The sequence below is a fragment of the Dellaglioa sp. CoH-57-MRSF-19 genome, assembly GCF_056781975.1.
Genome location: NZ_JBXAXW010000002.1, coordinates 59,500 through 86,426 on the forward strand (window position 1 = coordinate 59,500; position 26,927 = coordinate 86,426).

The window sequence follows — 26,927 nt, forward strand, 5'->3', positions numbered from 1 at the left end:
GTGAAAATTGTTGTTCAACGTGTTAAAAAGGCTAGTGTTTCGGTAAATGGTCAGGTATTAAATCAGATTAATGTAGGATATCTTTTATTGGTGGGATTTAAGACGGGTGATACATCTACTGAGATAGATTATATGGTAAAAAAAATCTCTAATTCCAGATTATTTGAAGATGATATGGGAAAAATGAATTTAAGTATTCAAGAAATAAATGGAGAAATTCTATCTGTTTCACAATTTACTTTGTACGCGTCAACAAAAAAAGGGAATAGACCAAGCTTTACAGATTCTGAAGAACCTAATTTAGCTGAGGAACATTATGATGAATTTAATCAAAAATTGGCTGAAATAGTAACTATTGTTAAACCAGGTCAATTTGGAGCAGATATGGATGTTGAACTTATAAATGATGGACCAGTAACAATTATTTTTGATACAGAGAAAAAATAAAGGATGTATTAGAATCAACTCTAATACATCTTTTTGGTGTAAAGAATATTTGGAGGGTATAAAATGATAAATAATTATTTTTGGGACTTTGATGGGACGCTTTTTGATACTTATCCTGAGATGGTTAAGGCATTTCAAGAAGCGTTACGTTTACAAAATGTAATTGCGACTAGAACAGAAATTTATAAAATTATGCGAGAAAAATCTGTTAGACAAGCAATTCAAATTTATCAAGAAACAAATTTGAATTTAGATGTTGAACAATTGAGGGTAAGCTATGATGATTTAGAAAGACAGAGTCAAAAAAATGCAAAATTATTTCCTGGTGCAAAAGAAGTTTGTAAATGGGTGGTTGATAATGGTGGACAAAACTTTTTATTAACCCATAGGGATCAAAGCGCAATTGATATGCTTAGGGAAACAAATATTATTCATTTGTTTTCAGATTTTGTTACTTCAGATCAAAAATTTCCAAGGAAACCTAATCCAGCGTCACTTAATTATCTTGCAGAAAAAAATGCAGTTGATTACCAGAAAGCAGCAATGATTGGTGATCGGGAGTTGGATATTGCTGCAGGGCATAATGCAGGTATGAAGGGATATTTATTTGATTTTGATCAAATGATTTCAACAGTTGAAAAACCAGATAAGCGTGTATTGAAATTAATTGATTTAATACAAAAATAAGACAATGATAGTTAAGCATTGTCTTATTTATTTTGGATATAATTTGTTAAACCTTCAACGACTGATTTTGCTGTTTTTTCTTGAAAGCTGCTACTTTGGATTAACTTAAAGTCATATTTTGTATTAATGTACCCTAATTCTAGTAAGACGGATGGTTGTGTATTATCTCTTAGAACAAGAAAATCGCCAAATTCCGTTCCACGATTATCAAGACCGGTATCGTTTAATTCGGCATTTATTGAATTTGCAAGTGCTAAATCAGCTGTCTTATTATAGTAGTAACTTGTTAAACCAGTTGCTTCATCATCATTAGGCGATGAATCAAAATGGAAACTAATAAATGCATCTGCATTATTTGATTCTGCAAGTTTAGCGCGTGGGGCTAAATCTACATACGAATCAGAGTCTCGTGTTAAAATCACATTGGCGCCACGTTTCTTAAGAAGATAAGCTACTTTTTTTACAATTTGAAGCGTGTAGATTTTTTCTTGTTTATCTTTGATTGAAAGTGCACCTGAATCGTTACCGCCATGTCCGGGATCTAAAACAATCGTTGCTTCAGATAATTTAGTCACTTTGGCATTTTTTTTAGAAAGAATCCAGTTTGCTACCCAACCTTTTTTAGTATTTGGCAAACTTACGTATGACCAATTATTTTTTTCTCGAATAATTGTAATACGCTCACCTTTCTTAAGAGTGTCTAACACTTTATTTGACGTACTTGGTCCGGTACGTACATTAATATTGTCAGATGTAACAACGGTTTCTTTTAAATAAGTTGTCGTTTTTACAATACCTAAACATAGGGTACAAAAAATGATGATTAATAAAATGACTCTTGGCCAGTTTATGCTGAATCCATGTTTTCTATTTGTTGACATTTATGTACTCCTTTAACTATAGATATTGAATCTAAATATTAGTATACCAAATATTTGTTCAATAGTAAGAATCAAATTTAATAATATTGTAAGTTAAGCTGTACTTGACTTTAGAGAGTTACTCGAGTAACTTTATAATTAATAAAATATTAAAACCGATGAAAAAGAAATTAGGTTAGTTAAATTGTATAGAGAGTGAATAATTTGCTGAAATATTCACCATTTTTGCTAACCGAAAGACACTTTTGAGGTGCGTGTGGTTAAATCACATGTCGTTTAAGTTGCGTTAAGCTATTAGTAAAAAATTAAGGTGGTACCGTGCAAAAGCACCCTTGTCGTATTTAGATGAGGGTGCTTTTTTGTATATAATGCCACAAATAGGAGGATTTATAATGAAATTTCAACGTCCCAAAGGAACAGCAGATATAATCCCAGCAGATTCAAAAAAATGGCAATATATTGAAGAAACCGCTAGAAATATATTCTCAAGTTACCAATATGATGAAATTAGAACACCACTTTTTGAACATTTTGAGGTTTTTTCAAGAACTTCAGGTGATACTTCTGATATTGTAACTAAAGAAATGTATGATTTTAAAGATAAAGGTGACCGCCATATAACACTTCGTCCTGAAGGAACAGCTGGAGTTGTTAGAGCGTATGTTGAAAATAAACTTTATGGCCCAGAAATTCAAAAGCCATTTAAAACGTATTATATTGGACCAATGTTTCGTTATGAAAGACCTCAATCTGGACGCTTACGTCAATTTCATCAAATTGGAGTTGAAGCCTTTGGGGTTGATAATCCAACACTTGATGTTGAAGTTATGGCAATGGCAATTGATTTCTTATCAAAATTTGGATTAACAAATTTAAAATTAGCTATTAATACTTTGGGAGATAATGATAGTCGTGATAATTATCGTGACGCATTAGTTGCATATTTACGTCCCTTCGCTGATCAATTAAGTGATGATTCAAAAGCACGTTTAGAAAAAAATCCACTACGCGTTTTGGATAGTAAAGATAAAGGTGATCAAGAAATTGTTAAAAATGCACCATCAATTCTAGATTACCTTAGTGAAGAGTCACAGGCTCATTTTAACCAAGTAAAAGTGTTACTTGATGCATTGGAAATTCCATATGAAGTTGATTCAACAATGGTTCGTGGACTTGATTATTATAACCATACCATTTTCGAAATTATGTCTGATTCAAAAGCATTTGGTGGGAAATTTACGACCATTTGTGCTGGTGGACGATATAATGGCCTTGTTGAGCAATTAGGTGGTCCTGAAACACCAGGGATTGGTTTTGGCTTGGGGATTGAAAGATTATTATTAGTTCTTGAAGCTGAAGATGCAAAATTACCCGTTGAACAAAGTTTAGATGTTTATGTTGTTGGTATTGGTGAAGAAACGAATACTGAAACACTAAAACTCGTGCAATCAATGCGTAAGGCAGGTTATTCAATTGAAAGAGATTATTTAAATCGTAAACCAAAAGGTCAATTTAAATCTGCTAATCGTATGAATGCTCATTTTGTTATGACTTTAGGTGAGAGCGAACTAGAAACACAAACTTTGAATTTTAAAAATATGAAAACAAGTCAAGAAATTATATTAAAATTAGAAGATGTATATACTGATTTTTCGAAAGTATATGAAAAGGCATTAAAATTAGAAATGGAGGCTGATGGAGAATGAAAAGAACAACATACAATGGTTTAGTTGATGAAACTTTTATTGGTCAAACAGTTACATTAAAGGGATGGGTACAAAAAAGACGCGATTTAGGAAATTTAATTTTTATTGATTTACGTGATCGTGAGGGCATTGTTCAACTGGTTTTTAGTCAAGAATTTGATTCCGAAGCTTTAAAGATTGCTGAAGAGTTACGTAATGAATTTGTTGTTGAGGTTGCAGGAAAAGTGACACAACGGGATGCTAAAGCAATCAACCCAAGAATGAAAACGGGTAAGATTGAAGTTGAAGTTCATAATGCAGTTATTTTGAATAAAGCAAAAACACCGCCATTTGAAATACAAGATGATATTAATGTTGTAGATGATACAAGATTAAAATATCGTTATTTAGACTTACGTCGTCCTGAAATGCAAAAATCATTAATGATTCGTAGCCGTATTACACAATCTGTTCACAGCTACTTAGATAATCAAAATTTTATTGATATTGAAACACCATATTTAACAAAATCAACACCTGAAGGGGCTCGTGACTATCTTGTACCTTCCCGTGTCTATCCTGGGCATTTTTATGCATTACCACAATCACCTCAATTATTTAAGCAATTATTGATGAATGCCGGATTTGATCGTTACTACCAAATTGCTCGTTGTTTTAGAGACGAAGATTTGCGTGGTGACCGTCAACCTGAATTTACGCAAATAGATTTAGAAACATCATTTATGTCTGCTGAAGAAATTCAAGATTTAACAGAAGGTTTATTAAAACGTGTAATGAAAGATACTTTAAATATTGACCTCGAATTACCATTACAACGTATGACTTGGAATGAATCAATGGCAAGATATGGTTCTGAAAAACCGGATATTAGATTTGATATGGAATTAAAAGATATGTCTGCTGCAGTTAAAGATATTGATTTTAAAGTATTTACTAATACTTTAAACAATGGTGGACTTGTTAATGCTATTGCGATTCCTGGTGGTGCCGATAAGTATTCACGCAAAGCGATTGATGCTAAAACGGCTTATATTGAACGTTTTGGTGCTAAAGGGTTAGCTTGGGTAAAAGTAACTGAAGAAGGATTTAGTGGCCCAATTGCTAAATTTTTAAATGACCATGTTGATGCAATTAAAGAAGCTGCTGGTGCAAATGTCGGAGATTTAATTTTGTTTGTTGCTGACAAAGCAAGTGTTGTTCGTGCATCATTAGGTTACTTACGTAATGATATTGCCAAAGAGATGGATATGATTGATGAAAATAGATTCGCCTTCCTTTGGGTTGTTGATTGGCCATTATTTGAATACAGTGAAGACTTTGACAAATTTATTGCTGCGCATCATCCTTTTACTATGCCAAATGAAGAAGATATTCATTTACTTGATGAAAATCCACATGAAGCACATGCACAAAGTTATGATATTATTTTGAATGGTTATGAATTGGGTGGTGGGTCAATCCGTATTCATAAACGCGATATTCAAGAAAAAATGTTTAAGGCTTTAGGATTTACTAAAGAAAGTGCGGAAGAACAATTTGGATTTTTCCTAGATGCACTTGATTATGGATTCCCACCACATGGTGGATTGGCTATTGGGTTAGACAGATTTGCTATGTTATTGGCAAAGAAAGATAACATTCGCGAAGTTATCGCGTTCCCTAAAAATTCAAAAGCATCAGAGCCATTGACGAATGCGCCTAGTCTAGTTGCAAGTAAGCAATTAGATGAATTATCGTTAAAAGTTGAAGAAAATAAATTAAAATAGACGTTTAAAAGACTAATGATTAAACTCATTAGTCTTTTTTAGGCATAAAAATATCAATATTATGTTAAGTGATTTATTATTATCATATATTAAGAGGGGGAATGATGATAATGAGTGAAAAAGCAATATTCGCTGGTGGTTGTTTTTGGTGCATGGTTGAACCGTTTGAAGAACAAGCAGGAATTTTAAATGTCGTATCTGGATATACAGGAGGACACACTAAAAATCCAACATATGAAGATGTTGTATCTGAAACAACGGGGCATACTGAGGCAGTTGAGATAACATTTGACCCTAAAAAAATTAATTACGCTCAGCTTGTTGAGATATATTGGCAACAAACAGATCCAACTGATGCGATGGGGCAATTTCAAGATAGGGGTAGTTCATATCGCCCAGTGATTTATACACTAAATGATGAGCAAAGAAAAATTGCGGAAACTTCAAGACAACTATTGATTGATAGTCATAGATTCAAAGAACCAATTGTTACAACTATAGAAGATGCAGGTCCATTTTATGCTGCTGAGGATTATCATCAAGAGTTTTATAAAAAGAATCCAAGAAGATTTGCTATGGAAGAAAACGGTGGACGGAATCAATTTAAACAATCTGTCTGGAAATCTAAATAAGTTAAAAGAGTCTTTTCGAATGAATTTTGAAAAGACTCTTTTTGTATAGATTAAGATTTACTTGATAAGTAAATGTCTAACTGTATCTGACCGTAATGAATGGTATAATATTCGTAACTTGTTAAAATGAAATGTGAGGTTTTTTGATCATGGACGATCTGCAACAAATTTTTAAGAAACATTCATACGCGGCCAAAGCTTCAACAGCATTTATATATGCGATATTAGTTTCGGTTGCGATGAACTTTTTTTGGACACCAGGAAAAATATATGCCTCTGGTATTACGGGGTTAGCGCAATTAGTAGCAACCCTCCTTAGTCGATATGCACCATTTCAAATATCGACTGCGTTACTCTTATTTCTTTTAAATGTACCAATGTTCATTTTGGCTTGGAATAAAATTGGTCACCGTTTTACTGTGTTTACTTTTCTAGCAGTTGTATTTTCAAGTATTATGATCAAAGCAATTACGCCAGTAACGTTAACAACGGATCCTATTATTTGCGCGATATTTGGTGGAGCTGTTAATGGATTTGGTACTGGATTAGCGCTTAGAAATGGAATTTCAACTGGTGGATTAGATATTATTGGCTTAACAATTAAAAAGAAAACAGGTAAAAGTATTGGAACTATTAATATTATTTTTAATGCTTTTATTGTTCTAGCAGCCGGTTTTATTTATGGTTGGCCATATGCTTTTTATTCTGCATTGGGATTATTTGTTAATGCTAGAGTCATGGATATGGTTTATACAAGACAACAAAAAATGCAAGTTATGATTGTGACGAGTCGTCCTAAGAGTGTGATTGATTCAATACAAAATCATATGCGTCGTGGAATCACAATTGTTAACGATGTTGAGGGTGCTTATCATCATGATGATAAGACACTTTTAATTACCGTTATTTCGAGATATGAACAAAATGAATTACATGATGCAATGGAAGAGTCAGACCCGGTCGCATTTGTTAGTATCTCAGAAAACGTTCAGATATGGGGACGTTTTTATGAGCAAGCATTATAAATAAAACTAAAGGATTAATAAGTTATGCAAATTAAAAAGATAATCTACTTATTTCTCATCAGACTATTTTCGTTACTGAATTTCTCTAAAAAAAGTACTAATATCAGCTATTTAATGAGTTTCGGTGGTAATAGTGACTTCATTCGGAAATTAAATCAAAGATGTTTAGATAATAATCAACATTTAATCATTTTTTATCGACCTTCTATGAAGTTAGAAATTAAGAATATCGAAGACTTAAATATTGAAACCAAAATATTTACTGAAAATATTTCTTTCGTATTAAATTTAATCCCTCTGATTTCTAAGAGTAACTTAATTTTTGTCGATAATTATTTTGCTTTTTTAGCCACAATGCATACAAAAAAAACAACCAAAATTGTTCAACTTTGGCATGCAAATGGGGCAATTAAATCGTTTGGTTGGGATGAGCCTAAGACAGCTGATCGATCAGCTGAAGATAAAAAACGATTTCAATCTGTCTATAATCAATTTGATGATTTTATTGTAGCGTCAGCTAAAATGGGGTCAGTATTTAAGAAAAGTTATCATGTTTCTGATAATCACATTTTAGAACTTGGATACCCTGCTACAGATAAATTTAAAGATAGCAATTGGATAAAATTAACAAAAAAAAATATTTTTAGTAGCCACCCAGACTTAATTAAGAAAAAAATCATTTTATACGCACCAACATATAGAGAAGATATAAATGGGGAAGTTATATTAGAAATACCAGATGATTTTTCTAATATTCAAGAATTATTAAATGATGAAACTAAGTTAATTATTAAATTACATCCGCATTTAAAGGACAAAGAGCTTGCCTTTAAAAAATTATTATCTAAGAATAATGATATTTTATGGGTGGATGAATACACAACTGGAGAATTGTTGGTCATCACAAATTGTTTAATTACAGATTATTCATCGGTTATTTTTGATTTCAGTTTATTGCCAAACGCTGAACGAGTTTTATTCTATTGTTTTGATTTAAAGAATTATGAAAGTAGTATTGGGATTCAATCGGATTTTAATAACTGGGTACCAGGACCGATTGTGCAAACAATGAGTGAACTAGTTGCTACTTATAAAGAATTCAAAAATAGTGATAGACAATTAGCAACATTTAATTTATTATGGAATACATCTAATGATGGGCATGCGACAGAGCGTGTTCTAGATTATTATTTTACTTAAATAAGGAGCGTCAATACATTGAAAAAAGTTATTTCAATTATAAAAGAACAATTTGAAAATTTACCAATTATATTTCGAGTTTCAAAATATGAAGATCGAGCAAGTTACCAAAGTCATTATTTAGGAATTGCATGGGAGTTTTTAAACCCAATGATTCAAATTGGTATTTACTATCTTGTTTTCGGTGTTGCCTTGCACGCTGGACAACAGATAGATGGGGTTAATTATTTTGCTTGGATGATGGTGGGTATCGCCCCATGGTTGTTTATGAATTCTAGTGTACTTGGTATGTCTCGTAGTGTTTATGAAAAAGTTGGATTAGTTGCTAAAATGAAATTTCCAGTTAGCGTACTACCAACAATTCGTATGGTCAGTCAAATGACTGCGTATTGGGTTATGTTCGGTTTTAGTATTATTGTTTTATTATTATCAGGTGTAACGCCCACTTTGTATTGGTTACAGTACATTTATTATTTTATCTGTATGATTGCATTTTTATTTGCTTTCGGTATTTTTAATTCAACCATCTCAATTTTAGCTCGTGATTACTATATAGCACTCCAATCGATTATGAGGGTTTTATTTTACATGTCAGGTATTTTATTCAATTTAAATTCTGGTAGTTTTCCTAAAGTTTTTGTTAGAATTCTACAAATAAATCCGTTTAACTATTTAGTCGCAGGGTTTAGAGAAACTTTCTTGAGCGAAGGTTGGTTTTTTAATAATCCAACACAACTATTACTATTTTGGTCAATCACATTAATGTTCCTCTTAATAGGATCACATTTACACTATAAATTTAGAGCTCATTTTGTTGATTTAATTTAAATATAAAAGATTTAGAAAACTTCCTGTCAGGTGAGTATTCTAAATCTTTTTTTATAATCAATGTTATAATACAATCAAGTTAAAATGCGAAAAGGGGTAAGGATAATGTTGATAGGATCACATGTTAGTATGAAGGGAAAAGATATGTTACTTGGTTCCGCCGAAGAGGCTTCGAATAATGGAGCAAGTACATTTATGATTTATACGGGAGCACCTCAAAATACAAGGCGAAAAGATATTTCAGAGATGAATATTCCAAAAGGTAAAGCCTTTATGGTGGAACATGGATTAAGTGATATAGTTGTTCATGCCCCTTATATTATCAATTTAGGAAATACAGTTAAACCAGAGAATTTTACATTTGCAATCAATTTTTTGAAAGCTGAAATAGATAGGGCCGAAGCATTAGGTGCTACTCAAATGACTCTCCATCCTGGTGCTCATGTAGGTGCGGGAGATGAAGCTGCAATTAAACATATCATTGAAGGATTAAACGAAGTTTTGACTTCAGACCAAAAAATTCAAATTGCTATTGAAACAATGGCGGGCAAGGGTACAGAGGTTGGACGAACATTTGAACAGATTGCACAAATGATTGATGGTGTGAAGTTGAATGATAAATTATCTGTTACGTTTGATACATGTCATACTAGTGATGCTGGATATAATATTAAAGATGACTTTGAATCTGTTATAGAAAAGTTTGATGATATTATTGGAATTGATCGATTGAAAGTCTTTCATATTAACGATTCAAAAAATGTTCAAGGAAGTCATAAAGATAGACATGCTAATATTGGCTTTGGTGAAATTGGGTTTGATGCATTAAATAGTATTGTACATGACGAAAGATTTAGTAAGGTACCTAAAATATTAGAAACACCATATGTAGGTGTAGATAAAAAAAATCAACAATCACCATATCAAAAAGAAATTTTGATGTTTAAAGAAAATACCTTTAATCCTAATCTATTAACGGAACTTGGGTTAAATTAAAGCTGTTTATTGATTTAGATCAATTGATTTATGCTTAATTTGTTAAAAAAAAGTATATTTTTTGTATTATCTCAAATATTTTATAAAAGATTTATTGACGGCGATAAAGACTTTAGTTATAATGAACAAGGACAGTTCGACGATGCAACTTAATGCATAAAAAGACGGTTACATTCAAGCTCGGAGGGAGGGATATCTATGTCAAAGACAGTCGTACGTAAAAACGAATCTCTCGATGATGCTCTTCGTCGCTTTAAACGTTCCGTTTCTAAAACAGGTACATTACAAGAATACCGTAAACGCGAATTCTATGAAAAGCCAAGTGTGAAACGTAAGAAGAAATCCGAAGCAGCAAGAAAGCGTAAAACAACTAAGAAACGCTTCTAGTCTAGGGAGGAATCACGTTGAGTCTATTAGAAACACTTAATAACGATTTAAAACAAGCGATGAAAGCAAAAGACAAACAAACTTTAAGTACTGTAAGAATGCTTAAAGCAGCTGTTACAAACGAAGAAATTAAAGCAGGTCATGATTTATCAGTTGATGATGAAACTGTTTTATTGGCTCGCGAGTTAAAACAACGCAAAGAATCTTATGCAGAATTCAAAGATGCCGGTCGAGATGATCTTTTAGAAAATCTTGATATGGAAATAAAAATTGTCGAAAAATATTTACCTGAACAATTATCAGCTGAAGAAGTTACTGATGTCGTGAAAGAAGTTATTTCACAAGTTGGTGCAACATCAAAAGCTGATTTTGGAAAAGTCATGGGTGCGGTTATTCCTAAACTTAAGGGACGCGCTGATGGTAAGGTTATAAGTGAGACAGTTAAATCATTATTAAATTAGCGAAAAAGGAATTACAATTCAACTTGAATTGTAGTTCCTTTTTTTTTATGCTATTATTTGAGTTGAGTAACTTTGGGACATATAAAACGAATTTAAAGAGGGTTATTATGGATTTAGAAATTTTTGACCACACTAAGGCAGAACCAGAAAAAAATATAACATTAATTAAAGAAATTCTTAATTTTGCGGGTAAGAAAATAAAATTACCTGATGAAACAGAAATGTCAGTTACTTTAATGAATAATGAAGAAATTCACAAAATTAATCGTGAATATCGAAATGTAGATAGACCAACTGACGTCATCAGCTTCGCAATCGAAGAAGATGGAGATGATATGCCAATTATTTTTCCTGATGATGAAGGTATGGATATGCCTGAAATTGCTAAAAATATCGGTGATATCATGATTTCAACTGAAAAAGTTGCTGAACAAGCAGTTGATTATGGTCATTCTTATGAACGTGAATTGGGATTTTTGACAGTCCATGGGTTCTTACACCTAAATGGTTACGATCATATGGAACCTGAAGATGAAAAAGAAATGTTTGGATTACAAACAGAGATATTAGATGCTTATGGCCTTAAACGATAAGCGCCAAGTTAAAAAAAATCGAACATTTTTGTTGTCACTAGGACATTCTCTAGATGGCCTTGTTACGGTTTTTAAAGAAGAAAGAAATATGAAAAAACATGTAGCCATGATGATACTAGTATCTATTTGTGCGGCAATTTTTCAAATTTCTGAAACAGAGTGGCTATGGCTAGCTCTTAGCATTAGTATGGTTATTATTAATGAAGTTTGGAACACAGTTATAGAGAATCTGGTTGATCTGACAACTGGTCATAAATATAATGAGATTGCAAAAAAAGTTAAAGATATGTCAGCTGCTGCTGTCTTACTTTCGGCACTATTTGCGATGATTGTTGGATGTCTTATTTTTATCCCACAACTGTTAGAATTAGTTTTTGATTAGTCAATTATAATAAAAGGTACATAAATAAGAGGAGAATTAATTAATGCAAAATAAAAAGTTTCATTCAGGATTTGTGGCAATTTTAGGACGACCAAATGTTGGAAAATCAACATTTTTAAACAATGTTATGGGTCAAAAAATTGCTATTATGAGTGATAAGGCACAAACGACCAGAAATAAAATTCAAGGTATTTATACAACAGATGATGCACAAATTGTCTTTATTGATACACCTGGTGTTCATAAACCAAAGAGTCGTTTAGGTGATTTTATGGTCAAATCAGCACTTTCAACACTTGGTGAAGTTGATGCTATTTTATTTATGGTTAATGCAACAGAAAAACGTGGACCAGGAGATAATTTTATTATTGATCGATTAAAAGATACTAAGAAACCAATTTATTTGGTTATTAATAAAATTGACCAAATTCACCCTGATGAAATATTAGCTATTGTGGAAACGTATCGAGAATCTTTGGACTATAAAGAAGTTTTCCCAATTTCAGCACTTAAAGGAAATAACGTCGATGAGCTTGTTGATTCATTAATTAGTGAATTACCTGAAGGACCCCAGTTTTACCCAGAAGATCAAATTACAGATCATCCAGAACGTTTTGTTATGGGTGAACTAATTCGTGAAAAAGTTTTACAATTAACACGAGAAGAAGTTCCTCACTCAGTTGCCGTTTTGGTTGAAGATATAAAAAAAGAGGACGAAGAAAAATTGCACATTTCTGCAACAATTATCGTTGAACGTCCAACGCAAAAAGGTATTATTATTGGTAAAGGTGGTAAAATGTTAAAAGATATCGGTGTTAAAGCTAGAAAAGATATCGAAACGATGCTTGGTGATCGCGTTTATTTGGAACTTTGGGTTAAAGTTCAAAAAAATTGGCGAGATAAACAGACTGATTTAAAAGCATTTGGTTACCGTGAAGATGACTATTAAGAAGTAACTAATGATCGGAACAAGATAATTTTTGTTCCGATTTTTATTTGCTCATGGAAAGGGGATGCATAGTATCGTTCAGAATAATGCAGATTTTGAAGGGATTTTACTTTATCGTAAAGAATATAAAGAACGTGATCTTTTAGTGAAATTTTTAACCGATCGTTATGGTAAAAAAATGTTTTTTATTAAAGGTGCTAGAAAACGAGGATTCAAATTATCTGCTGCTTTACTACCATTTACAATCGGAACTTACAGTGGGAGTATAAATGACAACGGATTATCATTTATTAATACTGCTAAAGAGTTTGAACAATTTCAAACGATTTCACAGGATATAATCAGTAATGCTTATACCATTTATATTTTTAGTTTAATTGATGCTGCATTCAAAGATAACGAACCCATCTCTGTTTGGTACCGAAAAGTTGTGACAGCAATTCGATTGATTAACGAAGAATTTGATCCAGAAATTATTACAAATATTATTGAAATTCAGCTATTAACAGTTTTTGGTGTACAGCCTCAATTGCAGGTCTGTGCAGTTGGTGGCGAAACGCAGGGAGAATTTGATTATTCAGAATCTTACGGTGGGCTACTGTGTTCTAAACATTGGTATCTTGATAATAATCGACTTCATGCTACTCAAAAAACAATTTTTTATTTGAGACAATTTTCTGTAGTGAATCTTGATAAATTAAATTCAATCAAGGTTGCTGAGAGTACCAAAAAGGAATTACGTCGTATTATTGATGTTATTTATGATAATAGTGTTGGATTAAATTTGAAAAGTAAAAAATTTATCGATGGAATCAGTTCTTGGCCAGTCTCATTAAAGAAAAATACTGAAATATAATTGACAAATACTTATTTCTAAACTATGATTATAGAGAAATAAATAGCGGGATTATGATGAAAAAGGGTAAGAATAGTTATTAAAGCGAACTTAGGATTAGTGCAAGCTAAGTAATTAATTATTTTTATTGGCATTTTCGGAGTCCTTTGTTAATGAAGCTGCTGGTTGAATTGAACCAGAAGTAGGGTGGAACCGCGATATTAAAATCGTCCCTATGTGGTCTATAAGACTGCATAGGTTTTTTTGTGCTTAAAAATAAGGAGGAATACTATGTCAAAAAAGTTAGCTGTTCAAGATATTATTATGACATTACAAAAATTCTGGGCTGATCAGGGTTGTATGTTAATGGAGGCTTATGATACAGAAAAAGGTGCTGGAACTATGAGCCCTTACACATTTTTACGTGCAATTGGACCAGAACCATGGAATGCTGCATACGTTGAACCTTCAAGACGTCCTGCAGATGGTCGTTATGGCGAAAATCCCAATCGTTTGTACCAACATCATCAATTTCAAGTTGTGATGAAACCATCTCCTGCAAATATTCAAGATTTATATTTGGATAGTTTGCGTGCATTAGGTATTGATCCAGCTGAACATGATATTCGATTTGTTGAAGACAACTGGGAAAACCCATCAATGGGTTGTGCTGGTGTTGGCTGGGAAGTTTGGCTTGATGGTATGGAAGTTACACAATTTACTTATTTCCAACAGGTTGGTGGATTAGAGGTACATCCCGTCACTAGTGAAGTTACTTATGGTTTAGAGCGCCTTTCTTCATATATTCAAGATGTTGAGAGTGTTTATGATCTTGAATGGGCTGATGGGGTCATGTACGGCGACATATTTAAAGAACCAGAATATGAAAATTCTAAATATTCATTTGAAGAAAGCAATCAAGAAATGTTATTTAATTTGTTTGATGTATATGAAACAGAAGCCAAAAAACAGATTGCCAATGGGTTAGTTCATCCGGCATACGATTATGTTTTAAAATGTAGTCATACATTTAATTTATTAGATGCTCGAGGAGCCGTTTCTGTTACTGAACGTGCTGGATATTTAGCAAGAATTAGAAATATGGCTAAATCAATTGCTAAAGTTTTCGTACAGGAGCGTAAAAAATTAGGCTACCCATTACTAAAAGATGAAAAACTTCGTAGTAAATTATTAAAGGAGGATAAATAAGATGACACATTCCTTTTTATTAGAAATTGGGTTAGAAGAAATTCCTGCTCATGTTGTTACACCTAGCCAAAATCAATTGGCTAAACGTGTAGGTGACTTTTTAACAGAGCAACGGTTATCATTTGACGAAATAAAGGCATTCTCAACACCCAGACGTTTAGCTGTTGAAGTGACTGGTTTGGCTGATAAACAAGCAGATATTCAAGAAGAAGCTAAAGGACCTGCAAAGAAAATTGCCATGGATGATGAAGGAAATTGGTCTAATGCTGCAAAAGGCTTTGTCCGTGGACAAGGAGTAACAACAGACGATATAACGTTTAAAGAATTAAAAGGCGTTGAGTATGTCTATGTAAATAAATTTATCGCTGGTAAATCTGCCAAAGATATTTTGGTTCAGATTAAAGATGTGATTGAAGCGATGACATTCCCAACAATGATGCACTGGGCAAATTATGACTTTAAATATGTTAGACCAATTCGTTGGATAGTTGCGTTACTTGATAGTGACGTTATTCCATTCAGTATTTTAAATATTAAATCTGGCCGCCAAACGCAAGGCCATCGTTTTTTAGGAGAAGCTGTAGATTTAGCCTCAGTAACAGAGTATGTTAAAAAATTAGAAGAACAATATGTAATCGTTGATTCTAATAGACGAAAAGAAATGATTAGAACACAAATTACTAATCTTGAAAATAATCAAGACTGGCATATTATTCTTGATGAGGATCTTTTGGAAGAAGTTAACAATTTAGTTGAATATCCAACAGTATTTTCTGGTCATTTTGATAAGAAATATTTAGATATTCCTGATGTTGTTCTAATGACTTCAATGAAAGACCATCAAAGATTCTTTTATGTGCGTGGCCAAAACGATGAAATCTTACCAATGTTCGTCTCAGTTCGTAATGGGACAGAAGCTAACATTGCTAACGTCGAAGCAGGCAATGAAAAGGTTCTTACAGCACGATTGGAAGATGCTGCATTTTTCTACCAAGAAGATCAAAAACAAACGATTAATGATTATGTAGAGCGATTAAAAAATGTCACATTCCATGATAAAATTGGATCAATGTCTGAAAAAATGGAACGTGTTCAATTAATGGCACAAATCATTGGTAAACGCCTTGGCTTAAATGACCATGAATTATCTCTTTTACAAAGAACAAGTGAAATTTATAAATTTGATTTGGTAACAGGGATGGTTGGAGAATTTTCTGAACTTCAAGGAATTATGGGTGAGAAATATGCCTTGCTAATGGGCGAAAATCCAACTGTTGCACAAGCAATTTCTGAACACTATATGCCAATTAGTGCTGATGGCGAACTACCTAAATCAAAAATTGGTGCAGTTTTAGCAATTGCTGATAAGTTGGACAGCATGTCAAGTTTCTTCTCAGTTGGATTAATTCCAACTGGATCAAATGATCCCTATGCACTTCGTCGTCAAGCGTTTGGGATAGTTAGAATTGTTGAAGATCGTCAGTGGCATTTTTCACCACTTGAGGTACTGAACGATATTAAGGAATTGGCAACGATACATCCAGATTTATTTACCAAGATGACTGTTGGCGAAAATGATAAAGATATTTTAAGTTTTGTTAATGATCGTATGAAGCAATGGCTTTCAAATAAAAACGTCAGTTATGATGTAATTGAAAGTGTTGTTGAAAGTACAGATGCAGATTTATTAGTTATGTCAGAGGCCGCTGTAACCTTAGAAAATCATAAAAATGATAAGGATTTCAAGGAGACCGTTGAAGCAATCAATCGTGTATTAAAGCTAGCAGATAAAAATGAGGCAACTAATCTAGTTGTTGAACAAGTATTATTAGATAATACTGCTGAAAAAGATTTATTTGAACGAGTTGAAATAATCCAAAGTCAGTTGGCAGATTTAACGTCAGAGAAGTTATATACTACATTAAGCGAGATTCGTCCGCTAATTGAAAATTATTTTGACCAGACAATGGTTATGGTTGATGATACAAAAATTAAAAATAATCGCTTAAATCAATTGAGTTTAATTGCTAAGATGAGTTCAAAATTAGGTAATTTAAGTAAATTAAATATTAAGTAATATAAAAATGAGAATTTATCTGTGAAGATAAATTCCTTTTTTGTTTGGTAATAGAATCAGAATAGTCATATTTGACAAAAGTGTCTATTACTTGAAGCTAATAATTGTATTTATGTCAAATAAATGCTATTATTATGGGTACTCAAAATATAGGTAACTTCGTATCGTTAGTTTTGGAGGTGAGTAGTTGGAATGAGAATACCCGAAAACGTAATTGAACAGGTGCGAACTAGTGTGAATATTACTGATATCATTAGTCAGTATGTCGGATTAAAAAAATCTGGTAGTAATTTTATGGGTTTATGTCCATTTCATGAAGAAAAAACGCCTTCATTTTCTGTAAGCGAAGAGAAACAAATTTTTCACTGTTTTAGCTGTGGAAGAGGTGGGAATGTTTTTAAGTTCTTAATTGAGCTAGAGGGACTTAGCTTTCCAGAATCTGTCAATAAAGTTGCAGAATTTTCAGGAATGGATATCGATAGTAAATATTCTGAATCTCAGTCAGCAAGGACACAAGAATCAACTGAAAATCGTCAGTTAAAGCAAATTCATGATGACGGTGCTAAATTATATCAACACATTTTAATGAATACAGAAATGGGTCAAAAGGCATTAGATTACCTGCATAATCGTGGTATAACGGATGAAATTATCAAAACTTTCCAAATTGGATTTGCGCCTGGGAAATCGGTCTTACAAGATTTTTTTAAGGAAAAGAAAGTAGACTATCAATTATTAAGGCAGTCTGGACTATTTATTGAAAATCAAACAGGTGATTTGCGTGAACGATTTATTGATCGAGTGATGTTTCCGATTAGAAATCAAAATGGTCAAGTTGTTGCCTTTTCAGGTCGTCTGCTTGAAAAAAATAAAGAATTACCTAAATATTTAAACAGTCCTGAAACGCCTATTTTTAATAAAAGAGAGATTCTATTTAATTACGATTTGGCAAAAAAAGAAATTCGGACAGAAGGAAATGTTATTTTGTTCGAAGGATTTATGGATGTTTTAGCAGCATACCGCTCTGGAGTTAAAAATGGTGTCGCCTCTATGGGAACAAGTTTAACAAATGAACAAATTTATTTGTTAGAACGTTCAACATCACAATTAAATATTTGTTATGATGGGGATGAACCCGGGCAAAATGCAACAAATCGTGCTTTGAACCTGCTAGCGAATCAGACAAAAATGAAAGTTGGCGTGCTAGCCATTCCTAACGGTATGGATCCTGATGAGTTTGTTAAAAAAAATGGTAAAGAAGCGTTTCTGGAGTTAGCTCACTCTGCTCGAGAGACGGTTATTTCATTCAAAATGAATTTTTTGAAACGAAATAAAAACTTAAAAAATGAAAGTGAGCAAATTGATTATATTGATCAAGTACTACAAGTTTTAACTACAATTAAAACGCCGTTTGAGCAAGATATTTATATTAATCAGTTGGCAGATGAATTTAAAATTGATAAAGGAATTCTAAGACAACAGTTAATTGATTTAGTTGCCGTTCAACCAAAAGTAGTGCAACAAGTTAATCAAGTTCCAAGGGTTCGAACAGATGAACCACCTGTAGAAAATCGCTCAGAGGTCATGAGCGATGAAAAAATTGATCGTGTTGAAAGAGCTGAAAGATTATTGCTTTATCGTATATTACATGATCATACAGCTTGGCTGAAAATTCGATCAATTGATGATTTTAGTTTTGTTCATGATAGTTATCAGTTAATATATACGTTAGCTGAAGGCTATTTAGAATTACATGAGCAATATGAAATTGCTAGTTTTTTAGATTACTTGCCAGAAGAGTCTTCAAAGAGATTTTTAATGCAAATAGAGCTGATGACAGTTGCAGAAGAGTCTTCAGAGGATGAATTTGATGATTGTGTGTCCGTCATTATGAATGATTCGCCGATGGAACAATCAATTAATCAAGTTCGATCAGATCTTATGGAAGCAAATCGTCTTGGCAATACAGAACTAACCAATGAATTATCAGTTAAGTTAATTGCATTATATCAAAAACAACAAGTACCACGAACATCCATCTAAGGGAGGAATTATTAATGGTAAAAAAAGTAGAAAAAGTTGAAGAATCAGAATTTGACGAAAAAGGCTTTAAAAAAGCACAAACGAAGTTGATCAAGGAATATAAAGTAAAAAAAGAAATTAAGTATGATAATTTAACAGATGAACTAGCAACACCATTCCATTTAGATGCTGATCGTATGGATAAATTACTTCAAAAAGTCGCAGATGCTGGTATTGCTGTTGTTGATGAAGAGGGAAACCCAAGTGAACATAGTTTAAAAGCAGCTGAAAAAGTTACAAAGAAAGCTTTAAAAGACACATCAGCACCAACTGGAATAAAAATTAATGACCCAGTTAGAATGTATTTGAAAGAAATTGGTCGTGTTAACCTTTTAAAAGCTGAAGAAGAAGTTGCTTTAGCATTAAAAATTGAAGAAGGCGACGAAGAAGCAAAACAAAAATTGGCAGAAGCTAATTTACGTTTAGTTGTTTCAATTGCTAAACGTTACGTTGGTCGTGGAATGCAATTTCTTGATTTAATTCAAGAGGGTAACATGGGATTAATGAAGGCTGTTGAGAAATTTGATTATCGTAAAGGATTTAAATTCTCAACATATGCGACATGGTGGATTAGACAAGCAATTACACGTGCTATTGCTGATCAAGCACGTACAATTAGAATTCCAGTTCATATGGTTGAAACAATTAATAAATTAATCAGAATTCAACGCCAATTATTACAAGAACTTGTTCGCGAACCAATTCCTGAAGAAATTGGTGCTGAAATGGATATGCCAGCTATGCCAGCCGAAAAAGTTCGTGAAATTTTAAAAATTGCTCAAGAACCTGTTTCATTAGAGACACCAATTGGTGAAGAAGATGATTCACATTTAGGTGATTTTATTGAAGATCAAGATGCAACTAGTCCAGCTGACCATGCGGCTTATGAACTCTTGAAGGAGCAACTAGAAAATGTTCTTGATACATTAACAGATCGTGAAGAAAATGTTCTGCGTTTAAGATTCGGTCTTGATGATGGTCGCACAAGAACACTTGAAGAAGTTGGTAAAGTGTTTGGAGTGACACGTGAACGTATTCGTCAAATTGAAGCTAAAGCATTACGTAAACTACGCCATCCATCTCGTTCAAAACAATTAAAAGATTTCTTAGAATAAAAAATTTAAGGACCATTATAAAACGAAACCTGTTTTATAATGGTCCTTTTTTAGTTATAATAAGAAAAGATAAGATACGAAAGAAGAGGATCAAGAAATGGATGCACGACATTTATCAGATCGATTAGTTCGAGTTGCAAAATTTGTACCAAAAAATGCACGATTGGCCGATATTGGATCGGATCATGCTTACTTACCTGCGTATTTAGCTATTAATAAAATTATTTCATATGCTGTTGCTGGAGAAGTAGCTAAAGGGCCTTATGAAAATGCCGTAACAGAAATTAATACAGAACGATTAGACCACATGATAATGCCAAGATTAGCTAATGGGTTAAAGGCAATTAAATTAGACGATAATATTGATACTATCACAATTGCCGGAATGGGTGGCCCTTTAATAAAGGATATATTTACTGCCGATTTAGAAAAATTAACGGGTGTCCGTCGTTTAATTATTCAACCTAATGTTGGACAAAAATTAATAAGAGAATGGTTAATGGATCATTCATATCAAATTATTGATGAAGATATTGTCGAAGACGACCATCATGTCTATGAAATTATTGTTGCTGAGAAAGTTAACACTAAAATGAGCTACTCGATATTAGATTTAAAGTATGGACCTAAATTAAGAATTGAGCAAAGCGATGTATTCAAAGCTAAATGGCACAAGCAAATGGAAAAAAAGCGTAAAGTTTTAAAAAATTTTGAGGCAGCAAATAAAGTTCCTATTGATAAAAAAAGGATATTAGAAGTTGATATCAAAGAAATTGAGGAGATGCTGGGATGACAAAAATTATTGATTTAGTCAATCAATTCGAAGTATTTGCTCCAAAAAGTATGGCTGAAATTGGTGATCCAGTAGGCCTACAATTAGGTGATATTAATAATACTGTTACTAAAGTAATGACAACTTTAGATGTTCGTCCAGAAGTTGTCCAAGAAGCAATTAATAAAAATGTAGATTTTATTTTCGCACATCATCCATTAATATTTAGACCGGCAAAAAATTTGGATACTACGAATCCTCAAAATAAAATGTATGCCGATTTATTGAGTCATAATATAACAGTGTATGCAGCTCATACTAATTTAGACAATGTTACAGGTGGGATGAATGATTGGTTAGCGAGTCGTTTAAAATTACAAGAAACAATCCCGTTAGTGCATACAAATAGTTCAGATTATGGAATGGGTCGAATCGGAAATTTAACTAGTCCTATGACTGTTATTGAATTTTCTGAATATTGTAAGAAGCAATTTAACATAAGTGGATTAAGACTGATTTCTAATGATTTGACGCAATCAATTAAGCGTGTTGCAGTTCTAGGTGGTGATGGTGGTAAATTTTATCATGAGGCAATTAAGCAGCAGGCGGATGTTTACGTAACAGGAGATGTCTACTACCACACGGCTCATGACATGTTAGCAGAAGGGTTGTCAGTTATTGATCCGGGCCATCATGTTGAAAGTATCTGTAAAGCACAATTGAAACGGTTATTTGGAGAATGGAATCTAGAAAATAATTGGCAAATTGAGATTATTGAATCAGATATTAATACAGATCCATTTCAGTTTATTTAATTTTAAAATTAGAGTATGATTAGAGATATTAAATAATAGATTAGGAGATACGCTATCATGACAAAATATGAAGAATTAATTCCACGTTTTATTAAGTATGTTAAAGTAGAAACTCGTTCTGATGAAAATTCAGGGGTAACTCCTTCAACGCAAACTCAAGTTGAATTTGCGAAAGAATTAAAGGAAGAACTTTTACAAATTGGATTAAAGGATGCACGTATTTCTAAAAAAAGTGGGTATGTTTTAGCAACATTACCAAGTAATTTAGAAGCTGGTAAAAACGTTAAAGCGGTTGGTTTTATTTCACATATGGATACAGCTGCATTTACAGCAGAGGGTGTTAACCCCCAATTCGTTGAAAATTATGATGGCGAATCTGATATTAATCTTGACGATGATGGTAAATTTAAACTAACTATTAAAGAATTTCCAAATTTAAAAAATTATAAAGGCAATACATTAATTACAACAGATGGTTCAACACTATTAGGATCAGATGATAAATCGGGAGTAGCTGAAATTATTACTGCTGTAGCTTATTTAGTTGCACATCCTGAAATTAAGCATGGTGACATTAAAGTTGGTATTGGACCTGATGAGGAAATTGGGGTAGGTGCTGATAAATTTGACGTAGCCGATTTTGGAGCTGATTTAGCTTACACTGTTGATGGTGGACCATTAGGTGAATTAGAATATGAAACATTTAATGCTGCTCAAGCAGTCGTTTCAATTCAAGGTAAGGAAGTTCATCCTGCAACTGCTAAAGGTGTTTTAATTAATGCAAGTAAGTTAGCAAATCAATTTGACTCATTATTACCACAAGATGAAGTACCTGAAAAAACTGAAGGCCGCGAAGGTTTTTACCATTTAATTTCAGTAGAAGGTACAGTTGATGAAGCAAAAATGGTATATATTATTCGTGATCATGATCGCCAAAAATTCGAAGATCGCAAAAAGTATATGATGGGTATTGCTGATAAAATGAATGCTGATTTTGATTCTGAACGTGTGACAATTGATATGGTAGATCAATATTACAATATGCGTGAAGTAATCGAGAAGGATATGACTGTTGTGACTGTTGCTAAAGAAGCTATGGAAAATTTAGCAATTAAACCGGATATCTATCCAGTACGTGGTGGGACAGATGGTTCAAAAATCTCATTCATGGGATTACCAACACCAAATATATTTGCTGGAGCAGAAAATATGCATGCGCGATTTGAATTTGTTTCAGTTGAAACAATGGAAAAAGCAACGGATGTTGTTCTAGAAATTATAAAATTAGTATCTGAAGAAACAAAATAGGTATTATTAAATAGTGTGGATGAGTTAAACTAGAGGACATATTGAGACCTTTCTTTCTCAAATTTTTCCTTATAGTCTTATAAAGCCAAAAAAAAGATAAACTAATTAGTTTATCTTTTTTTATTTATCTGATTTAGGATCTTTGAGAATGGCGTAGAGGCAATTTACGACAATTAAGCCGGTAACTGCAAAAATAATACCGATTAACAAAACTGGTGCAAACAATGTACCAGTTAGTGAGCTTACGATATAACCAATTACTTCACCAAAAATGAAGCCCCAAAAGAGAATTGTTAATTGTTTCATCATAGAACAGCACCTCACATTCAAAGCTAATTTTAGCACAAATAATTATTTTTGCAAAAGCTTTTTAGTGTCTATTGGGTATTGTTAAAAAGTTTTGTATAATAACATTAATAGATACGTGAAAAGGGGGATAAAATGTTTGTTCCGTTAAAAGTTAAAAGTTCATTCAGCTTATTACAAAGCACCACTAAAATTAATGATCTTGTTCAAAGTGCTAAAAGTAAAGGCTATAAAGCAATTGCCTTAACAGATAATAATACATTGTATGGTGCAATTGATTTTTATAATGCCTGTCAAAAAGCTGAAATTAAGCCAATTATCGGACTAACGTTAGATATCTCCGGTTTAATCGAAACAAACCATGAATATGAATTGACCTTTATTGCAAAAGATAAACAAGGTTATCAAAATTTAATGCAATTATCGACCTTAAAAATGACCTTAAATGATGATAAGTTAAACTTTAGTAGTTTAACTAACTATTTAGACGGTTTATTTATATTATCACCTAGTGAAAAAAGTGAATTTAGTTATTTAATTGAACAAAGTCAAATATCCGATGCAAAAGAATTATTAGCCAAATATCAAAGCTTAATAGGTTCAGAAAATATTCGAGTTGGCCTATCTCACTTAATGGATAAAATTACGGCACAATCAATTAAATCTTTAGCTCAAAATTTTGATATTCGTGTAATTGCGCTAGATGAAGTAGCTTATTTGGATGCTGAAAATCAGTTTGATATTGATGTGTTAAAGGCAATTAGTACTGGTGAAACGATTTTAATTAATAAAGTTGATGAACAAATTCAGGGAGAATATGCATTAAGAAATCCAAAAGAGATAACGGAGCAATATCAAGAATTGCTAATGGCAGATGCAATTCAAGAAACCCAAAATTTAGCAGATGAAACGTCTCTGGAATTAACATTCTCACAACCCAAACTACCTGAGTATCCATTACCTAATAATGAAACAGCACATAGTTATTTGAGAAGTATGTGTAATACTGGATTAAATGAGCGGTTTCCAAATGGTGTACCTAAGGAATATAAACAAAGATTAGAACTTGAGTTAAACGTTATTCAACAAATGGGATTTGAAGATTACTTTTTAATCGTTTGGGATATTATGAACTATGCTCATTCGCAAAATATTATAACTGGCCCAGGACGAGGGTCATCTGCTGGATCGATCACAGCCTACGTTTTAACGATTACGGATGTTGATCCAATTAAATATAATTTATTGTTTGAACGTTTTTTGAATTCAAAACGTGTTCAGATGCCGGATATTGATTTAGATATTCCAGATGATAAACGTGGACTAATCCTTAATTATTTACATCAAAAATATGGACATTATCACATGGCTCAAATTATTACATTTGGCACAATGGCAGCAAAACAGGCTTTGAGGGATGTTGGTCGAGTATTTGGTGTATCACCTTTTGAAATGAAAGGGTGGAGTGATTCAATTCCAAATGTTTTGAAAATTACGTTGACAGAGGCGCTAGCACAATCACAAAAATTACGTAATTTAGTTAATGATAGTTCCAAAAATAAAAATATTTTTACAATTGCGCAGCATATCGAAGGGATTCCAAGACACTACTCTACGCATGCAGCAGGGGTCGTATTGAGCCAAATTGATTTACGAGAAGTGGTTCCGTTACAAAATGGAAGTGAGGATATTCTTTTAACGCAGTATTCTAAAGATATAGTTGAAAATGTTGGTTTATTAAAAATCGATATTTTAGGTCTACGTAATTTAAATATTTTAGATCAAGCTGTAACACAGGTTAAAAAGAATTATCAAGCAGACTTCAATCCAGCATTCATTAATTTAGAAGATGAAAAAACATTAGCTCTTTTTAGATTAGGTGATACATCCGGTGTTTTCCAATTTGAATCTAATGGTATCAAAAATGTTTTAAAAAAATTACAACCAACATCTTTTGAAGATATCGCAGCTGTAAATGCGTTATATCGGCCGGGTCCGATGGAAAATATAGATACATTTATTGCACGAAAACATCATCTTGAAAAAATAACATTTCCGGACAATAGTTTAAAACAAATTCTTGAGTCAACCTATGGTGTATTAGTTTATCAGGAGCAGGTTATGCAGGTCGCATCAAAGATGGGTAATTTTACACTTGGTGAAGCTGATTTACTACGCCGAGCAATGAGTAAAAAGAAAAAAAAGACTATTGATGAAATGCGTACTCAGTTTATCAATGGGGCATATGATAATGGAATTCAAGAAGATGTAGCTAAAACAGTTTATAGTTATATTGAGCAGTTTGCTAATTATGGATTTAATCGTTCACATGCCGTTGCCTATAGTAAAATTGCTTTTCAATTAGCCTATATTAAAGCTAATTTTCCAGCTGCATTTTTTGAAGCTATTTTAAATTCCGTTGGTAATAATCCGCAAAAAATAAAAGAATACTTAGTGGAAGCAAAGCAATATCATGTAATAATTAAATTACCTGATATTAATATGAGCGAGGTAGGTTTTAGTTTAAGACAAAATATTGTTTTATTTGGATTAAATAGTATTAAAGGACTTAGAAAAGACTTTATTGAACATATCATTACATTACGGAAAAAAGAATTGTTCACAGATTTCCAATCCTTCCTGCATCGGATAGATAAAAAATATTTAAATGAGGAAAATATTTCAGCTTTAATATATTCTGGGTGTTTTGATCAATTTGAATATAATCGTGCTGAGTTGATTAGTGCTCTACCAGAATTAATTAGTAGTATTGATTTAAGTGGAAATAATACTAATTTATTTGAATTATTAACACCTAAGATAGCAAGACAATCAAACTTTCCATTAATGGTTCGATTAGAAAAAGAATCACAATATTTAGGTGCGTATCTTTCGGGACATCCGGTTGAGAAGTATCGGAAACAGCTAAATCAAAGCGATTTTAAAAAAATATCGGAAATATCTGATAAGACACATGTAACCATTTTAGTTAATCTTACGAGAGTAAAAGTTATTCGAACAAAGAAGGGTCAACAAATGGCCTTTGTAAATGGTTCGGATGAAACAAGTGAGATTGATTTGACAATATTTCCTGATTTATTTCGACAGAAAGAATCTTTACTTGAAAAAAATAAGGTCGTTGTCGTTTCGGGGGATGTTGAAACAAATAGAGGATTACAAATTATTGTTAAAAAAATAGAATTAGCAGATGATTATTTTAAACGAATAACTCAAAAAAAATGGTTTTTGAAGATTACTAAAGAAACAACAAATGAAAAAATAGAAAAATTAATGCAAACCATGAAAATAAGGTTAGGTCAAACACCGGTTATTTTGTACTATGAAAAAGACAATCGTAAAATTAGTTTAGATAGAACTTATTGGTTAAGGAACGACAAAGAAACACATACAGCGCTTACAAAAATATTAGGTTCTGAAAATGTCGTCATTAAGTAATTTATTCTTGAA

Annotated in this window: 25 protein-coding genes and 1 other annotated feature; of the genes, 23 read left to right on the plus strand and 2 right to left on the minus strand. The window is 32.5% G+C overall.

Translation table 11 applies throughout. The features are described from left to right. On the plus strand, positions 1-447 hold the full coding sequence (gene dtd / locus AC1RO3_RS02100; protein ID WP_481761364.1) for a D-aminoacyl-tRNA deacylase: 447 nt from the start codon (positions 1-3) through the stop codon (positions 445-447). Between the two features lie 63 nt (positions 448-510). Continuing rightward, positions 511-1,134 carry an HAD-IA family hydrolase gene (locus AC1RO3_RS02105; RefSeq protein WP_481761363.1) on the plus strand — a complete coding sequence of 208 codons (624 nt, stop codon included), beginning with the start codon at positions 511-513 and terminating at the stop codon, positions 1,132-1,134. 23 nt (positions 1,135-1,157) lie between these two features. Here AC1RO3_RS02105 and AC1RO3_RS02110 read toward each other — a convergent pair whose 3' ends face one another. Then, positions 1,158-2,015, minus strand: coding sequence for an N-acetylmuramoyl-L-alanine amidase family protein (locus AC1RO3_RS02110; RefSeq protein WP_481761362.1), 858 nt, complete (start codon positions 2,013-2,015; stop codon positions 1,158-1,160). 149 nt (positions 2,016-2,164) lie between these two features. Next, positions 2,165-2,352: a binding site (T-box leader), on the plus strand. 55 nt (positions 2,353-2,407) lie between these two features. Here AC1RO3_RS02110 and hisS point away from each other — a divergent pair. From hisS to pepT, 20 genes are all read left to right on the plus strand, one after another. Beyond that, positions 2,408-3,721, plus strand: coding sequence for a histidine--tRNA ligase (gene hisS, locus AC1RO3_RS02115; protein WP_481761361.1), 1,314 nt, complete (start codon positions 2,408-2,410; stop codon positions 3,719-3,721). Further along, complete coding sequence (gene aspS, locus AC1RO3_RS02120) at positions 3,718-5,487, plus strand: aspartate--tRNA ligase (protein WP_481761360.1); 1,770 nt, start codon at positions 3,718-3,720, stop codon at positions 5,485-5,487. The genes hisS and aspS overlap by 4 nt, the downstream gene beginning before the upstream one ends. A gap of 110 nt (positions 5,488-5,597) precedes the next feature. Next, positions 5,598-6,119, plus strand: a complete 522-nt coding sequence (gene msrA / locus AC1RO3_RS02125; RefSeq protein ID WP_409022479.1) for a peptide-methionine (S)-S-oxide reductase MsrA — start codon at positions 5,598-5,600, stop codon at positions 6,117-6,119. 149 nt (positions 6,120-6,268) lie between these two features. Continuing rightward, entirely contained in the window at positions 6,269-7,144 is an 876-nt protein-coding gene (locus AC1RO3_RS02130; protein WP_409022480.1) for a YitT family protein, read from the plus strand. Between the two features lie 114 nt (positions 7,145-7,258). Then, a complete protein-coding gene (locus AC1RO3_RS02135) occupies positions 7,259-8,344 on the plus strand; it encodes a CDP-glycerol glycerophosphotransferase family protein (RefSeq protein ID WP_481762179.1) in 1,086 nt (361 codons plus the stop codon). A gap of 18 nt (positions 8,345-8,362) precedes the next feature. Continuing rightward, a complete protein-coding gene (locus AC1RO3_RS02140; RefSeq protein ID WP_409022482.1) occupies positions 8,363-9,172 on the plus strand; it encodes an ABC transporter permease in 810 nt (269 codons plus the stop codon). A gap of 105 nt (positions 9,173-9,277) precedes the next feature. Then, the gene (locus tag AC1RO3_RS02145) at positions 9,278-10,168 is read left to right on the plus strand and encodes a deoxyribonuclease IV (protein ID WP_409022483.1); all 891 of its coding nucleotides are present in this window, start codon (positions 9,278-9,280) and stop codon (positions 10,166-10,168) included. Between the two features lie 198 nt (positions 10,169-10,366). Beyond that, positions 10,367-10,555 (plus strand): 30S ribosomal protein S21, encoded by a 189-nt coding sequence (gene rpsU, locus AC1RO3_RS02150; protein WP_057973588.1) that lies wholly within the window; start codon positions 10,367-10,369, stop codon positions 10,553-10,555. A 17-nt stretch (positions 10,556-10,572) separates the two neighbouring features. Continuing rightward, on the plus strand, positions 10,573-11,016 hold the full coding sequence (locus tag AC1RO3_RS02155) for a GatB/YqeY domain-containing protein (protein WP_409022484.1): 444 nt from the start codon (positions 10,573-10,575) through the stop codon (positions 11,014-11,016). A 107-nt stretch (positions 11,017-11,123) separates the two neighbouring features. Then, the gene (gene ybeY / locus AC1RO3_RS02160) at positions 11,124-11,609 is read left to right on the plus strand and encodes an rRNA maturation RNase YbeY (protein ID WP_409022485.1); all 486 of its coding nucleotides are present in this window, start codon (positions 11,124-11,126) and stop codon (positions 11,607-11,609) included. Continuing rightward, a complete protein-coding gene (locus AC1RO3_RS02165) occupies positions 11,587-11,991 on the plus strand; it encodes a diacylglycerol kinase family protein (RefSeq protein ID WP_409022486.1) in 405 nt (134 codons plus the stop codon). The genes ybeY and AC1RO3_RS02165 overlap by 23 nt, the downstream gene beginning before the upstream one ends. A gap of 43 nt (positions 11,992-12,034) precedes the next feature. Continuing rightward, a complete protein-coding gene (gene era, locus AC1RO3_RS02170) occupies positions 12,035-12,940 on the plus strand; it encodes a GTPase Era (protein WP_409022487.1) in 906 nt (301 codons plus the stop codon). A 64-nt stretch (positions 12,941-13,004) separates the two neighbouring features. After that, on the plus strand, positions 13,005-13,796 hold the full coding sequence (gene recO / locus AC1RO3_RS02175) for a DNA repair protein RecO (RefSeq protein WP_481761411.1): 792 nt from the start codon (positions 13,005-13,007) through the stop codon (positions 13,794-13,796). Positions 13,797-14,066: 270 nt separating this feature from the next. After that, the gene (glyQ, locus tag AC1RO3_RS02180) at positions 14,067-14,984 is read left to right on the plus strand and encodes a glycine--tRNA ligase subunit alpha (protein ID WP_409022489.1); all 918 of its coding nucleotides are present in this window, start codon (positions 14,067-14,069) and stop codon (positions 14,982-14,984) included. A 1-nt stretch (position 14,985) separates the two neighbouring features. Next, the gene (glyS, locus tag AC1RO3_RS02185; RefSeq protein ID WP_481761358.1) at positions 14,986-17,061 is read left to right on the plus strand and encodes a glycine--tRNA ligase subunit beta; all 2,076 of its coding nucleotides are present in this window, start codon (positions 14,986-14,988) and stop codon (positions 17,059-17,061) included. A gap of 192 nt (positions 17,062-17,253) precedes the next feature. Next, the gene (dnaG, locus tag AC1RO3_RS02190) at positions 17,254-19,104 is read left to right on the plus strand and encodes a DNA primase (protein WP_481761357.1); all 1,851 of its coding nucleotides are present in this window, start codon (positions 17,254-17,256) and stop codon (positions 19,102-19,104) included. Positions 19,105-19,118: 14 nt separating this feature from the next. Next, positions 19,119-20,258 (plus strand): RNA polymerase sigma factor RpoD, encoded by a 1,140-nt coding sequence (gene rpoD / locus AC1RO3_RS02195; RefSeq protein ID WP_409022492.1) that lies wholly within the window; start codon positions 19,119-19,121, stop codon positions 20,256-20,258. Between the two features lie 97 nt (positions 20,259-20,355). Continuing rightward, positions 20,356-21,051 (plus strand): tRNA (adenine(22)-N(1))-methyltransferase, encoded by a 696-nt coding sequence (locus AC1RO3_RS02200; protein WP_481761356.1) that lies wholly within the window; start codon positions 20,356-20,358, stop codon positions 21,049-21,051. Next, complete coding sequence (locus AC1RO3_RS02205) at positions 21,048-21,845, plus strand: Nif3-like dinuclear metal center hexameric protein (RefSeq protein WP_481761355.1); 798 nt, start codon at positions 21,048-21,050, stop codon at positions 21,843-21,845. Before AC1RO3_RS02200 ends, AC1RO3_RS02205 begins: the two co-directional genes overlap by 4 nt. Before the next feature lie 57 nt (positions 21,846-21,902). Continuing rightward, positions 21,903-23,153 (plus strand): peptidase T, encoded by a 1,251-nt coding sequence (pepT, locus tag AC1RO3_RS02210; RefSeq protein ID WP_481761354.1) that lies wholly within the window; start codon positions 21,903-21,905, stop codon positions 23,151-23,153. Positions 23,154-23,273: 120 nt separating this feature from the next. Here the strand turns inward: pepT and AC1RO3_RS02215 are convergent, their stop codons facing one another. Further along, a complete protein-coding gene (locus tag AC1RO3_RS02215; RefSeq protein ID WP_409022496.1) occupies positions 23,274-23,462 on the minus strand; it encodes a YjzD family protein in 189 nt (62 codons plus the stop codon). Positions 23,463-23,594: 132 nt separating this feature from the next. Between AC1RO3_RS02215 and dnaE the strand changes: the two genes are divergently transcribed. Next, positions 23,595-26,915 (plus strand): DNA polymerase III subunit alpha, encoded by a 3,321-nt coding sequence (gene dnaE / locus AC1RO3_RS02220; protein ID WP_481761353.1) that lies wholly within the window; start codon positions 23,595-23,597, stop codon positions 26,913-26,915. Positions 26,916-26,927: the final 12 nt, after the last annotated feature.

Bases quoted from the DNA above. Each gene is read 5' to 3' on its own strand.
- dnaE (WP_481761353.1), top strand. From the start codon at position 23,595: ATGTTTGTTCCGTTAAAAGTTAAAAGTTCATTCAGCTTATTACAAAGC.
- aspS (WP_481761360.1), top strand. From the start codon at position 3,718: ATGAAAAGAACAACATACAATGGTTTAGTTGATGAAACTTTTATTGGT.
- AC1RO3_RS02130 (WP_409022480.1), top strand. From the start codon at position 6,269: ATGGACGATCTGCAACAAATTTTTAAGAAACATTCATACGCGGCCAAA.
- AC1RO3_RS02165 (WP_409022486.1), top strand. From the start codon at position 11,587: ATGCTTATGGCCTTAAACGATAAGCGCCAAGTTAAAAAAAATCGAACA.
- msrA (WP_409022479.1), top strand. From the start codon at position 5,598: ATGAGTGAAAAAGCAATATTCGCTGGTGGTTGTTTTTGGTGCATGGTT.
- rpsU (WP_057973588.1), top strand. From the start codon at position 10,367: ATGTCAAAGACAGTCGTACGTAAAAACGAATCTCTCGATGATGCTCTT.
- glyQ (WP_409022489.1), top strand. From the start codon at position 14,067: ATGTCAAAAAAGTTAGCTGTTCAAGATATTATTATGACATTACAAAAA.
- glyS (WP_481761358.1), top strand. From the start codon at position 14,986: ATGACACATTCCTTTTTATTAGAAATTGGGTTAGAAGAAATTCCTGCT.
- AC1RO3_RS02145 (WP_409022483.1), top strand. From the start codon at position 9,278: ATGTTGATAGGATCACATGTTAGTATGAAGGGAAAAGATATGTTACTT.
- rpoD (WP_409022492.1), top strand. From the start codon at position 19,119: ATGGTAAAAAAAGTAGAAAAAGTTGAAGAATCAGAATTTGACGAAAAA.
- AC1RO3_RS02215 (WP_409022496.1), bottom strand. From the start codon at position 23,462: ATGATGAAACAATTAACAATTCTCTTTTGGGGCTTCATTTTTGGTGAA.
- ybeY (WP_409022485.1), top strand. From the start codon at position 11,124: ATGGATTTAGAAATTTTTGACCACACTAAGGCAGAACCAGAAAAAAAT.
- AC1RO3_RS02110 (WP_481761362.1), bottom strand. From the start codon at position 2,015: ATGTCAACAAATAGAAAACATGGATTCAGCATAAACTGGCCAAGAGTC.
- AC1RO3_RS02200 (WP_481761356.1), top strand. From the start codon at position 20,356: ATGGATGCACGACATTTATCAGATCGATTAGTTCGAGTTGCAAAATTT.
- recO (WP_481761411.1), top strand. From the start codon at position 13,005: ATGCATAGTATCGTTCAGAATAATGCAGATTTTGAAGGGATTTTACTT.
- dnaG (WP_481761357.1), top strand. From the start codon at position 17,254: ATGAGAATACCCGAAAACGTAATTGAACAGGTGCGAACTAGTGTGAAT.
- AC1RO3_RS02135 (WP_481762179.1), top strand. From the start codon at position 7,259: ATGAGTTTCGGTGGTAATAGTGACTTCATTCGGAAATTAAATCAAAGA.
- AC1RO3_RS02105 (WP_481761363.1), top strand. From the start codon at position 511: ATGATAAATAATTATTTTTGGGACTTTGATGGGACGCTTTTTGATACT.
- AC1RO3_RS02205 (WP_481761355.1), top strand. From the start codon at position 21,048: ATGACAAAAATTATTGATTTAGTCAATCAATTCGAAGTATTTGCTCCA.
- era (WP_409022487.1), top strand. From the start codon at position 12,035: ATGCAAAATAAAAAGTTTCATTCAGGATTTGTGGCAATTTTAGGACGA.
- hisS (WP_481761361.1), top strand. From the start codon at position 2,408: ATGAAATTTCAACGTCCCAAAGGAACAGCAGATATAATCCCAGCAGAT.
- pepT (WP_481761354.1), top strand. From the start codon at position 21,903: ATGACAAAATATGAAGAATTAATTCCACGTTTTATTAAGTATGTTAAA.